At 45.1% G+C, this 12762-nt stretch carries 11 protein-coding genes; 7 read left to right on the top strand and 4 right to left on the bottom strand.

Going from position 1 to position 12762, the window contains the following annotated elements; all coding sequences use genetic code 11:
• Positions 1 to 40: 40 nt before the first annotated feature.
• Together LOZ91_RS08060 and LOZ91_RS08065 are read right to left on the bottom strand one after the other, a co-directional pair.
• Positions 41 to 1039: a hypothetical protein gene (locus tag LOZ91_RS08060; RefSeq protein ID WP_244782988.1), complete on the bottom strand. Its 999-nt coding sequence runs from the start codon at positions 1037 to 1039 to the stop codon at positions 41 to 43.
• Positions 1040 to 1312: 273 nt separating this feature from the next.
• Entirely contained in the window at positions 1313 to 1558 is a 246-nt protein-coding gene (locus LOZ91_RS08065) for a SlyX family protein (protein ID WP_005095502.1), read from the bottom strand.
• Positions 1559 to 1591: 33 nt separating this feature from the next.
• On the opposite strand from LOZ91_RS08065, the gene LOZ91_RS08070 reads away from it, so the two are divergent.
• Both LOZ91_RS08070 and LOZ91_RS08075 read left to right on the top strand, forming a co-directional pair.
• Positions 1592 to 3490 carry an ATP-binding cassette domain-containing protein gene (locus LOZ91_RS08070; RefSeq protein WP_005095500.1) on the top strand — a complete coding sequence of 633 codons (1899 nt, stop codon included), beginning with the start codon at positions 1592 to 1594 and terminating at the stop codon, positions 3488 to 3490.
• A gap of 108 nt (positions 3491 to 3598) precedes the next feature.
• Positions 3599 to 4534 (top strand): hypothetical protein, encoded by a 936-nt coding sequence (locus LOZ91_RS08075; protein ID WP_005095497.1) that lies wholly within the window; start codon positions 3599 to 3601, stop codon positions 4532 to 4534.
• A 195-nt stretch (positions 4535 to 4729) separates the two neighbouring features.
• Here the strand turns inward: LOZ91_RS08075 and LOZ91_RS08080 are convergent, their stop codons facing one another.
• On the bottom strand, positions 4730 to 4924 hold the full coding sequence (locus LOZ91_RS08080) for a GNAT family N-acetyltransferase (protein ID WP_244782989.1): 195 nt from the start codon (positions 4922 to 4924) through the stop codon (positions 4730 to 4732).
• Positions 4925 to 5338: 414 nt separating this feature from the next.
• Positions 5339 to 6469: an endonuclease/exonuclease/phosphatase family protein gene (locus LOZ91_RS08085; protein WP_225553197.1), complete on the bottom strand. Its 1131-nt coding sequence runs from the start codon at positions 6467 to 6469 to the stop codon at positions 5339 to 5341.
• A gap of 188 nt (positions 6470 to 6657) precedes the next feature.
• Here LOZ91_RS08085 and asd point away from each other — a divergent pair, with 188 nt between their 5' ends.
• From asd to truA, 5 genes are all read left to right on the top strand, one after another.
• Positions 6658 to 7776, top strand: coding sequence for an aspartate-semialdehyde dehydrogenase (asd, locus tag LOZ91_RS08090; RefSeq protein ID WP_100329275.1), 1119 nt, complete (start codon positions 6658 to 6660; stop codon positions 7774 to 7776).
• 123 nt (positions 7777 to 7899) lie between these two features.
• A complete protein-coding gene (locus LOZ91_RS08095) occupies positions 7900 to 9495 on the top strand; it encodes a hypothetical protein (protein ID WP_005095488.1) in 1596 nt (531 codons plus the stop codon).
• Positions 9496 to 9562: 67 nt separating this feature from the next.
• Complete coding sequence (locus LOZ91_RS08100) at positions 9563 to 10873, top strand: fimbrial protein FimV (RefSeq protein ID WP_244782990.1); 1311 nt, start codon at positions 9563 to 9565, stop codon at positions 10871 to 10873.
• A gap of 47 nt (positions 10874 to 10920) precedes the next feature.
• Entirely contained in the window at positions 10921 to 11889 is a 969-nt protein-coding gene (locus LOZ91_RS08105; protein WP_244782992.1) for an asparaginase, read from the top strand.
• A gap of 15 nt (positions 11890 to 11904) precedes the next feature.
• On the top strand, positions 11905 to 12702 hold the full coding sequence (gene truA / locus LOZ91_RS08110; protein ID WP_179999105.1) for a tRNA pseudouridine(38-40) synthase TruA: 798 nt from the start codon (positions 11905 to 11907) through the stop codon (positions 12700 to 12702).
• Positions 12703 to 12762 lie beyond the last annotated feature (60 nt).

Below are 12762 nucleotides of genomic sequence, written 5' to 3' on the forward strand. Positions count from 1 at the left end.
TGCATAAGCACAATATAAAACGCAAGTTTGCACGATAAAATTAATTCAAGAACATTTCATGACTATATAAAACTTCGTGACCATTCCAGTAAATATAACCCTTCTCGATCAGCTCCTTCAGCAGCAAGCGAATGTCCGATTTTGGAAATAACTGTTCCAGTAAATCACGTAACTCATAAATGTCTTTGGGTTTATCGCCCTGCAATTCACGCAGTTTACGTGCGACTTCCAGTTGCACCGGATCAATCCGGTTAAAGTTTTTAAACAGGTCTTGCTGGGCTGACTGGATCGGAGTTTGCAATGATTCAACTGGAGCATCATCCACTTTGAGCCGGGACAGGACCTGATCCAGTTTTGGATTTTCAAGCGGATCTTGTTCATCCAGATTGAGCTGTAGCCACTGTTTCAGGACTTTTTTACGGAAGCTGATCTGCTCATCATAGCGTTTGACGATTTTCAGGTTAATCAGCATGCCGACCACATGCTGGGCCTTCACGGGCATGACGTGCAGAATATTGGCAACTGAATTTTTTAAGGTTTCCAAGGTATTTGGCTTACCACTCATTTTCCCTAGAGCATCACAGTACTTTTTCACCAGTTGCAAGGCCGGTTTGTTGCGGATCGCCTCCAGACTAGGCAGGTAATTTTTAACATGCTCTGCTGGAATAGAGACTTCATCGGGCTGAATCTGAATCAGGCTACATTTAATATCAGAGGCTTGCAGCATCTGCTGCAATATCTCGCTGCTGTCCATCGCCGAGATCAACTCGACTTCGGTTTCCGGCTCCAACAACGCCATCAGCTGACCGACAATGACCGCATATTCATATTCTTTCTGGGGCGATTCAGGTGTATCCAGAATGATGATCTGTCCACTCGCAATCCAGCCGGCCAGCTCGGTTAAATCTTCTAATGAAAATTCAAATGTTCCGGCACAATTAAACAGATACAGGCTGGAATAATGCGTCACAATTTCACGCAGTAACTTGGCCGTCGGAAAATTATTTTCGAGGTCGAGTAGAACAACTTTTGGATGCATGGGACAAGCTTCTGAAATGTACCTGAAAGCCAGTATTAGAGTAGGAAGTGAGTGAAAGGTCAAATAATTTCATGGTGAATATTCGGGTTGCAGCGGATTTACCAGATTCCAACCGAGTGGAAGATTACATATTTGATCTTGCTGCAAGCAGGTCAGAAATCGCTAGATTCCAGGCTGAGAGCTGATTAAATGAATCGAATCATCGGTGAAATAGCAGCTGCAATAAAAAACCCTTATCAAATATAAGGGTTTTATTAAATGATTGCTTGCAAATTAATAATGTGGCGGACGATCAGCAACTGGATCAAAATCCGCAATTCCTTCAGAACGGTCTGAGGACTCAACACGTTGATATAACAGGCTCATTTGCTTTTTCAGATCGGCAATTTCCAGAGTCTGTTTAGCCACCTGATCATTCAACTGTTCAACTAAATCGTCTAAAAATGCAATTCGCACTTGCAAATCTTCAATGGGTGCGGAAAATGACGCCTGATCATTTAGATTTTGTTGTTTAGTCATTTAAAGTCCTCATTGGGGATTTCAGGAAACATTATGGCCTATATTACCCTTAGGGATGTCCAACTTGCGTTTGGTGGACCCGCCCTGCTCAACGGCGCGAATTTTAACTTGGAGCGCGGCGAACGAGTGTGTTTGATTGGCCGTAATGGTGAGGGTAAGTCTACCTTACTTAAGCTGATTGAAGGAAGTTTACTGCCGGATAGCGGCGAAGTTTCATTACAAAATGGCATCACGATTTCGATGCTGGCGCAAGATGTACCGATGGACTCAGGCCGAGTGGCGGATATCGTGGCTGACGGTGCCGGTGAAGCGTCGGAAGTTTTGCGTGCCTACCATGCAGCCAGTGAAGCCTGTGTACTGGGCGATATGGACGCTTGTGACCGCATGGGCAATCTGCAACACAAAATGGACCAGCTCGATGGCTGGGCGCTGGAAACCAAGGTCAATTCGATTTTAAGCAAAATGGGGCTGGACCCAGATGCAGATCTTGCCGATTTGTCGGGTGGTCGTAAGCGTCGTGTCCTATTGGCACGTGCCTTGCTGACTCAGCCAGATGTCTTATTACTGGATGAACCGACCAACCATTTAGATGTTGAAAGTATCGAGTGGCTGGAAAAATTCCTGCTCGATCAAAACAATTTAACTCTGTTATTCATTTCGCATGACCGTGCCTTTGTCGATAGCATCGCCACCCGTATTGTGGAACTGGATCGTGGTCAATTGCGCAGTTATGAAGGTAACTATTCACGTTACTTAGAACTCAAAGCCATGCAAATGGAAGCTGAAGAAAAGCAGAATGCGCTGTTTGATAAAAAGCTGGCTGAAGAAGAAGTCTGGATCCGTCAGGGCATCAAAGCACGCCGTACCCGTAACGAAGGTCGTGTTCGCGCTCTAAAAGCACTGCGTGAAGAATCCAAAGCGCGCCGTTCGCAACAAGGTAAAGTGGCGATGGCGACTCAGGATGCCAACCGTTCCGGCAAACTGGTCTTTGAGATTGAGAACCTGAGTGTGAAATTCGGTGACAATGCACCGATCATTAACAACTTCTCGGCACTGGTTTTACGCGGTGACCGTATCGGTCTGGTCGGTGATAACGGTGTCGGTAAAACCACACTGATTAAAGCCATTCTGGGCGAGCTGGAGCATGGCGGCACGGTGAAAACCGGTACACAGCTGGAAGTAGCCTATTTCGACCAACTGCGTAATGCACTGGATCTGGAAAAGTCGGTCAAAGATAACGTTTCTGAAGGCTCTGACCACGTGGATGTGAATGGTAACCGTCGTCATATCTATAGCTATTTACAAGACTTCCTGTTCTCGCCAGAACGTGCACGTACCCCAGTCAAAGCGTTGTCTGGTGGTGAACGCAACCGTATCTTGCTGGCGAAACTGTTGCTGAAACCATCGAATCTGATTGTGATGGATGAACCAACCAACGATCTGGATATGGTGACCCTAGAGTTACTGGAAGAAATGCTCGGTGGCTACAAAGGCACCTTGTTATTGATCTCGCATGACCGTGCCTTTATGGACAACGTGGTAACCTCCACTTGGGTCTTTGATGGTAAAGGCAATATCGACGAATATGTCGGTGGTTATCAGGATTATCTTGAACAGCGTCCGGATCAAACCGTGGTCGATCAAAAAAGTGCCGTGAAAAAAGCCATGGCCAAAGCTGAAGCCGCACCCGTTGCTGCCAAAAAAGTCAAACTCAGCTACAAAGATCAACGCGCGCTCGAGCAACTTCCGGCTGAAATGGAAGCGCTGGAAAAAGAGCAAGCCGAGATCAATACACAACTGGCTGATGGCTCTTTATTTGTCAGTGATTCCGATAAAGCCATGCAACTGTCTCAGCGTTTATCAGAAATTGATGAACTGTTACTGGAAAAATTAGAACGTTGGGAAGAGCTGGATAACCTTAGCAACGGCTAAATATTCCACGAGTATTTGCTCAAGCATCTGTATTCGTACAGATGCTTTTTTTATTTCAAGAATCTTCTCTGTTAGACTGCACTTAATCTTTTAGCCCTATATTGTTCTATGAGTACCCAGCCTGCATATCAACCCGGCGAATTTCAATGGTCATTCCTGTTACCTCGATACTGGGGCAATTGGCTGGGTATTATTTTCCTGATGATTTTGGCGATTTTACCATGGGCCATTCAGTATCGTCTGGCCTATCTGCTGGGCCATCTGTCTTTTAAGTATCTGCCCTCACGTCGCGACACCACACTGCGCAATCTGGAAGTCTGTTTTCCTGAATGGTCTGCCGAGCAAATACAGGACAATGCGCGTCAGGTTTTTATCGATCAAATGCTGGGGGTTTTTGAAACCTTAAATGCCTGGTACAGTCCGAAATGGTTTCAGGATCGCGTCAGTATTGAAGGACTGGAACATATTCAGAATGCTCAAGCCGAAGGCCGGGGTATGCTGTTACTAGGCACGCATTCGACCTTACTGGATGCTGGTGGATATCTGTGTGCACAATATTTTGAACCGGATGTGGTGTATCGCCCACAGAATAATCCACTTTTGGACATGCTGATTTACCGTTGTCGCGCCACGATTTATGCCCATCAAATTGATCATGATGATATGCGCGGTCTGGTACGTAATCTGAAAAAAGGCCATGCAATCTGGTACAGTCCGGATCAGGATTATGGTTTAAAACAAGGGGTGATGGCACCTTTCTTTGGTGTACCGGCGGCAACCGTCACCGCGCACCGTCGTTTACTGAAAATGACCAAAGCTGCTGCGATTCCTTTATATTTCTATCGTCATGGCGATATCAAAAATCCACGCTACCATGTACTGATTGAACCGGCACTGGAGAATTTCCCTAGTGAGAATGAAGTCGAGGATGCTACTCGCGTGAATCTGATAATTGAACAGCAGCTACGCATCGCACCGACCCAATATATGTGGTTCCACCGCCGTTTTAAAACTCGCCCTGAAGGTTATAAGGAAATTTACTAAATCTGTTTGATCCCGGACTTTAAATCGCTACAGCTCCTATAGTTTAAAATCCTGTTGATGATCTGTACCTTGATAGATCTACATAGCTTTCGTTAGTCCCGCACGCATGAAGCCTAAGACCTGATAAAATCCTATTGTCTGCTGATCGGCCACTAAAATCTGCTGATGAAATCCTGAATAACATTACCACATATTTTACATGATCCGCCGACCAATGCCTTGTCGTTGCCAGTCCGGATCAATCAATAAGTGTGGGAAATACACCCCCAGAGAGCCATCTGAAATCGCATTCGCCAGTCCGACCAGCTGACCATTTATACGTGCAGTGACCAGACCATGCGAATGTTGTAAAGCCTGTAATAAATGTTGTGGTTTTCGGCAGTAGACCATGGATTGGCACGATAAAGCTGAAGTATTTCTGATCCATTCACTGAGTCATCACTGGCAATAACATTTTCCATTCTGCACTGTAAAAATATAGCTTTAAACCTAAAATTATCTTTAATAATCAATTAAATATTTAAAAAAATTCATCCTAAAAATAATTTAACCCGAGTTCTACATCCTGTAAAACCCGGGTTAATGAGGTTGTGCTTTCATCTATTATAATTGGTTCTATTTTTTGTGATTTCCCTTTCAGCATCATATCCATGATGTTTTCATTCAGCTTCGTCTTCCTTATGAGAATATCCTTTCTCGACTCCCTGTGCTGATAAACCTAGAATACCTGGATTGCTCATGATTGCCCATCCGCAAGAAGCGCAAACTGATGTAAGCAATCTCTTACACTTTTCTCTTAAAAAGTTAAGAAATTTTGCCGCCATCTTTATAAGCCATGGCAATTTCATCGGTCACCATTTTTTCCTCTTTCTCTGCTTTTTGAATCCCCTCTTCTATGGCCTCTTGTGCTTCCTGCTCATCTTCATCGGTTTGCTCCAATTCTTCCTGAATATGCTCAAAGACCCGACCGGTTTGTAAAACCAGAAAGACCGGAAAATGATCAGAACCAATATGGGGCAGACGTTCCATATGGACCAGGGCAAAATCGGTACTGTGAAATACGTGATCGAGCGACCAGCGAAAAAAAGGATAATCTGCATGAAAGGTGTTTACATAATGACGTCCGACGCGTGGGTCCAGTAGCCCGCTAATGCGCTGAAACAGCCGCGTAGTACGAGACCAGGCCACATCATTCAGATCCCCCATGACGATGCAACTTTCATCTAAATCTTTAATCTGATCCCCGACAATTAACAATTCCGCATCACGTAAAGTAGAATCCTTGGCTTCAGTTGGGCTCGGTGGTTTCGGGTGCAGACAGTACAGCTGCACCGGCTGTCCCGAGCCTAAAATCACTGTGGTATGAATGGACGGAATCTCGTCGCTTAAAATAAACTTGACCTGGGTATTGCGAAGTTCCAGTTTACTATACAGGTGCATGCCATACAGGTTATCCAAAGGCACAGGCACACGATAAGGATAATCTGCTTCAATCACCGACAGTTCATTTTGCCAGGTTTGATCCGTTTCCAGCGTTAACACCAAGTCTGGCTGATGGGTCTGGATCTGTTCAATCAGTCGATGATATTGAGTATTGGTGGTCAGTACGTTCGAAACAATCAGGGAGATTTGCCGCTGCGGATCCAGTTGATCCTGTTTGACCTGCTTGACCTGTTTTTTCCAGATAAAGGTATAGGGCAATACCATTTTTAGCTGATAAGCCAAAGCCGCAATCAGGGCCACAAAAATCAGCTGATTCAAGACAGTCCAGGGATGCTCCACCACCAAAAACAGCACAAAGGCAATAAAGCCCAAGACCAGAATTTGTAAGCGTGGAAAATCCGCACCTCGAATCCACCATTCATCGCGTGGGATCAGTGACCAGAAACTTAACCAAATGACAATGATTGCCACAATTTGGATAACCCATATCATAAAGCGTGCTCTTAATTAAGTTATTATTTTTTCTGAAAGAAAAATGACGTTATCAATTTTGTATGTATCATAAAGCAGATATTTCGCTCAAGAATATTGATGTTTTGATTGTGTAGCACTTGCAGTTGAGTCCCTTTTTGATACACTCGAATCCCTTTAGAATTTTTAACGCACCGAGGCAAAGTGACATGAGAGTAGGTCTGGTCGGTTGGCGCGGGATGGTCGGTTCCGTCCTAATGCAACGTATGGTTGAAGAGAATGATTTTGCTCATTTTGAGCCATTTTATTTCTCTACCAGTAATGCAGGCGGTGAAGCGCCAGCATTTGGTGGTAAGACTGCCCCAGCACTTATGGATGCATCAGATATTAACAGTCTGAAGCAGATGGATGTCATTATTACCTGTCAAGGTGGCGACTATACCTCTGAGGTTTTCCCGAAACTGAAAGCTGAAGGCTGGAATGGTTACTGGATTGATGCAGCATCGACCTTACGTATGGATGATGAAGCCATCATCGTACTTGATCCGGTCAATATGCATGTGATCAAAGACGGTTTGGTAAAAGGCACCAAAACTTTTGTTGGCGGTAACTGTACGGTTTCCTTGATGTTGATGGGTCTAGGTGGTCTGTTCCAGAACAATCTGGTGGAATGGGCAACGTCTATGACCTATCAGGCAGCGTCTGGTGCGGGTGCGCAAAACATGCGTGAACTGATCAGCGGTATGGGTTATTTATACAATAACACCAAAGAATTACTCGATGATCCACGCTCTCCAATTCTGGATATCGATTCGAGAATTGCTGAATTACAACGCGGTGAAGGCTTCCCATCCAGCAACTTCGGTGTGCCTTTGGCCGGTTCACTGATTCCTTATATCGACAAGCAACTGGAAAGCGGCCAGTCGAAAGAAGAGTGGAAAGGCCAGGTTGAAACCAACAAGATTCTGGGCAACCAGCAGATCGTGCCGATTGATGGTCACTGTGTGCGTATTGGTGCCATGCGTTGCCACTCTCAGGCATTGACGCTAAAACTGCGTAAAGACGTGCCTCTGGATGAAATCGAAGACATCATTGCACGTGCCAATGACTGGTCTAAAGTGGTTCCGAATACCCGTGAAGCCTCGATGACTGACCTGACTCCAGTTGCAGTGACAGGTACGTTATCGGTTCCAGTGGGTCGTCTGCGCAAGCTCAACATGGGTAAAGAATACTTGGGTGCATTCACTGTCGGTGACCAATTGCTTTGGGGCGCTGCTGAACCATTACGCCGTATGCTGCGCATCCTGATTGATTATAAAAACGTTTAATATCCCGAGATGGATATAAAACAAAAAGCCGATCTTTATTGATCGGCTTTTTTATGTAACTATTGCGTAAGTATTTTACAAAAAAGAAACATCCCGTTAATCTATAATTTTCGCTATGCGATAATGACTGAGCTCACAATTAAGATGACTGTATATAACAAATTAAAGCTTGCGATTTTAGCCATTGTTGCTTCACAGAATATTTATGCGATTAACGTAGATCCGGTTCAGATCCAGTCTGCGCCTGGAGAGTTACTCTATGCTGAAATGACCTTTCGACAATCTGATATGAATTTACCGATTGAGGTGAGTCTGGCTTCGCCTGAAGATTTAATCTCGATGGGTGCATCACATCAACCGCCTGGTCATCTGAACTTTTTCACCCGGCGTAGTAGTAATGGCACCGGAGTCATTACCATTACATCGTCTCGACCAATAACCGATCGGGAACTGAATATCATTGTCAAAATTAAGGAAGGCAATGCTGCACGTTTGCAACATATCCGCACGCCTTTGCAAGCGAAAACCGATTTATTAAAAGCCAGTCTAAAACAGAATGAACGCCCACTTGCGCCAGTTGTCATGGTCAGTGAAAAAGATATTGCTTTAAACCTGCCAGTGACTACCCATTACAACAGCTCTCCAGCCACTTCAAATAAGCAACCGGTTTTAGAAAAGCCGCTGGCTGTGCAACATGTTAGTCCGCCGACCTTGTCTAGCAGTTCAATTCCTCAAGCTACACTCGCGCCAGCAGCACCATCGATTCCGGCGCAATCTATCGCTCCTACAATTAAAAGCGAGTCTGTAACTGCTGCCAATACTCAAACTACGGTTAAAACTCCAGCATCGGCCACTTCAGATTCAACGCATCATACTTCGCAGCCGATTCCATCCTCGCCTGTTGTTACAGTAAAACCAACGCCGGCACAGTCTGTATCTGCAAATACGCCAGCGAGCAAGTTATCAGCAGATCATGTTTCTCCAGAGCAAAATAAAGTATCTATGCAAAAACCGGCTGAGACTGGTTCTGAACATCAAAGCGCTTCCAGCGATCCATTGGTCAAGAAATTTGCCGAGGAACAGGCCAGAAAATCGGCTGGCTCAACTCCTCCTGTACAGACCCCAGCTCCAATTACAACAAAAGTTACACCAGCCAAGAGTGCCTCAGCCCAAGCTCAACCCACTTATATGGTTCAGTCCAATGAGTCGCTGTGGGGAATCGCATCACGAATTGCAGCAGAACAGCAACGTCCGGTTAATGAAGTGATGCAGCAAATCAAGCAAAACAATGAACATGCCTTTATCGGAGGAAATGCCAATCGTTTACGCAAAGGTGCAGCACTGAATTTAGCTATGATGAGTAGTGTAACTGCTCCGATCAAAGTCACCGCCGCCAAGCAGGCACAGACACCTTCTCAGCCTGCTACCAAAACTAAATACCGTCTGAATCAGGCTGAAATGAGTCTGGTTGCTGAGAACCAGCACGATTCCGGACAGCTTTCTGCAAACCAGAACACAGAACACAATCAAACATCGAAGGAATTGTCATTAAAAGTTATGACAGCCCGAGAAAAAACCGTTAAATTACAGAGAAACGTAACCGAATTAGAATTGGCACTCAATCAGAAGGATCACAGAATTCAATTATTAAATGCGCGTCTGGCCCAGCTGCAACAACAGCTTAAAGCCCAACAAGCAGATAAGAAGCCAGTTAATTAAAAGTTACACATGACGATTTATTGGGATGAGTGAACATTGAATACACTCTATCCTCAAGGGGTAAAACATGCTGATTTATGTGATTCCATTAGTGATATTGATCATCGTATTAATTGTCGTCAAAAAACGACAAGATGCTCAAGAATCAGATAAAGCAAAAACTAAAACTGTAAAAGCGAAAAAACCTGGCTCTGCTTCAAAAACTGCCCCACAAAAAACCAAAGTAGTTGAGCCAGTCGGGGTCGCAAAAAAATCAGCAACGCCATTATCCGCAGAAACGCGTAAAAAAATTGAAGGCCTGATTCAGGAACGTAATTTTTTTGCGGCCGAAGCTCAGATTAACCAGGCATTGAATCGCGACAATTCCCAGCATGAGCTCTATCTGCTGTTGTTAGATATTCATATCTTACAGAAAGATGAGTTTGCGATTTCACAACTGCTCAACCATATCCGTTCTTTAAATTTAGATGAGATTCTGGCGCAAGCTGAAGCCAAACAGCGTGAATTTGATCAATCTTTATCTGCTGTTCAAGATACGATTGATTTCCCAAGTGCACAGCTTAAAACTTCATCTGTACAGGAAACCTCGGCATCTTCCGATGCCTTTGCTGATCTGGTCGCTCCCGCTCCTTCAAATGAGCAGGCATTTGAACAGTTGCAACAAGAGTTTCAACCAAGCAAGCCAGCTCCAGCAATTGAGCCTGTTGCGGATATTCAGCCACTTGAATTTAATTTTGAACCGACAACTACGCCGGTCATAGCGCCAAAATCTGAAGAAACTCCGGTACCTGCTTTAGATTTTGAATTTCAAGATACTTCATCTGCTGTTGTGCAAACTACACCTACGGCAGCAACAGAAACTGCACCTGTTTTAGATTTTAAACTGGAATTGCAGCAGGCTGCTCCAGTAGAAACAGCGGCTGCTGTATCTGAAGAGATCAAGCCTCTGGATTTCTCATTTTCTATAGGAACTCCAGCGCCTGTCGCCGAAAAAACCTCAGAACCAGCAATTGAGTTTGATCTGTCTAGTCTTTCTGCTGCTGCACCTGTGAGTGAATCTGCGACACAGACAGACCTTTCATCAGGCCTAGACTTTAAATTAGATCATGCAGAAACTAAACCTGCTGCAACAGGTGTTACTTTCGACATTCCTGCTACATCAGTTCAAACAGCCACAGACCAGCATGATCCACTGGTACAATCTTTCCCGGAATTACTGGACATCAATGAGGCCAGTCTGAATCTGGATCTTGCGCAGCAATATATTCAGCTCGGTGCCTATGTTGCCGCACGTGAGATCATTGCAGAGCGAGAAGCTGAATATACGGCCGAGCAACAGCAACGCGCAGAGCAATTACTGAATCAAATCGCATCTTGATGCATTTCGATTTACACTAAAGCAGTCAAGGGTTGGCTGCTTTTTTTATGATGAAAAATATTGCATTAATTTATATGGGTGGCACATTCGGCTGTGTCGGCGATCCACTTGCCCCGATGTCTGCGGATTTATTTATTCCCAAGCTCGAACAGATACTCGCAGACCAATATTTCGTTGAATGCCACCGCGCACCAGCCATTAAAGACAGTAGTGCCTGTACAGCCGCGGACTGGCTGCAATTGGTGCAGTTTATTCAAGAACTACAATCTCGAAAGATCCAATATTTTGTGATTATTCACGGTACAGATACGCTGAGTTATGCCAGTGCAGTCCTGGCACATTTTCTCGGCAACTCGGCACATGTGGTACTGACTGGTAGTCAATATCCGCTGCTGAATGCTCAGGGCAATAAGCAGCGCGAATTTAGTGATGCGCTGGATAATCTGAGATTCGCCCTAGATTCTGTCAGCATGTGTACCGCAGGGGTCTATCTGGCTTTTCATCATCAACTAATGCATGCCCAGACGGCACTCAAACAGCATACCACCGAGTTAAATGCCTTCTCAGGTCTTGAGGCCAACATTACAATCCAGGCCAGTCAGCAGTGTTATCAAGTCAAAGCTGAAGATATTAGGAAAGCCGCTGGATTTAACTGCATGAGTATCATGATGCAACCGATTGATCTGGCCCAGCAACTGAACAACCTGCACAGCTTATTAGCCAGACCACCGCATTTTTTATTTCTGCAAGGTTTTGGCACGGGTAATCTCGCTGTCAATGAGGCCCTGATCGCACTCATTGATCAACTCTATGACCAAGGCTGTCTCTCTGTACTGACCACCCAGGTGCCTTTTGGCGCGACAGATCAGCGCTATGCCATTGCAGAATGGGTCAATCACTGCGAAATTCTGCTGAATGAAAGTTATGGCCATGCGGATCTGTATGCAAAAGCACTGAAAATGTATTTACAATACGACACTGTAGAGCAATGGCATCGTCATTGGTACGATCAATAAGGTTTTGAGGTCATTATGCAGCGTTTTGCGGTGGGAATTGAGTTTTGTGGGATGCATTATCGGGGATGGCAGACTCAACAGCCGGGTGTTGCAAGTGTGCAGGAAACCATTGAAAAGGTACTGAGCCGGGTTGCCGATCAACCGATTAGCCTACATGGTGCCGGACGTACCGATGCGGGGGTACATGCGACCAATATGGTGGCACATTTTGATAGCAATGCCATTCGTTCTGAACGTGGCTGGCTGATGGGTTGCAATAGCCAGTTGCCCAAAGATATCTCGATTCAGTGGATCAAAGAGATGGATCACAGCTTCCATGCCCGCTTTAAGGCTCAGGCACGCCGTTACCGCTATGTGGTCTATAATCATCCTGTGCGACCTGCCTTGCTGCATAAACAGGTCACCCATGTCTATGCTCCACTCGATATTGAACAGATGATGCTGTCTGCGAAAAAGTTTGAAGGTACACATAATTTTGAAAGCTTCCGTGCTGCAGCCTGCCAATCCAATCAACCGGTGCGCCATGTCAGCCACTGCCGTCTGATTCAGCATGGTCAGTATCTGGTACTGGATATTCAGGCCGATGGCTTTCTGCATCATATGGTGCGTAATATCATGGGCTGCCTACTGGAAATTGGTCAGGGCATGTATGCTGCCGATCATATTGATAGTATTTTCGCGGCCGAAGACCGCAAAGCTGCTGGCGTGACTGCGCCTGCCGATGGTTTATATTTTATTCATGCCGACTATCCGGAGCAGTTTGAATTGCCTAAATTACCGTTGGGGCCGCATTGGCTGAATCTGCCGGAATAATTTTTAAATTTTTTAGAATATTTACCTCCCCTAACTCCTTCTGAAAGGAGGGGAATTCCT

Origin of the sequence: Acinetobacter sp. F-1 (genome assembly GCF_022869025.1) — a bacterium.
Lineage (GTDB): Bacteria > Pseudomonadota > Gammaproteobacteria > Pseudomonadales > Moraxellaceae > Acinetobacter > Acinetobacter pseudolwoffii.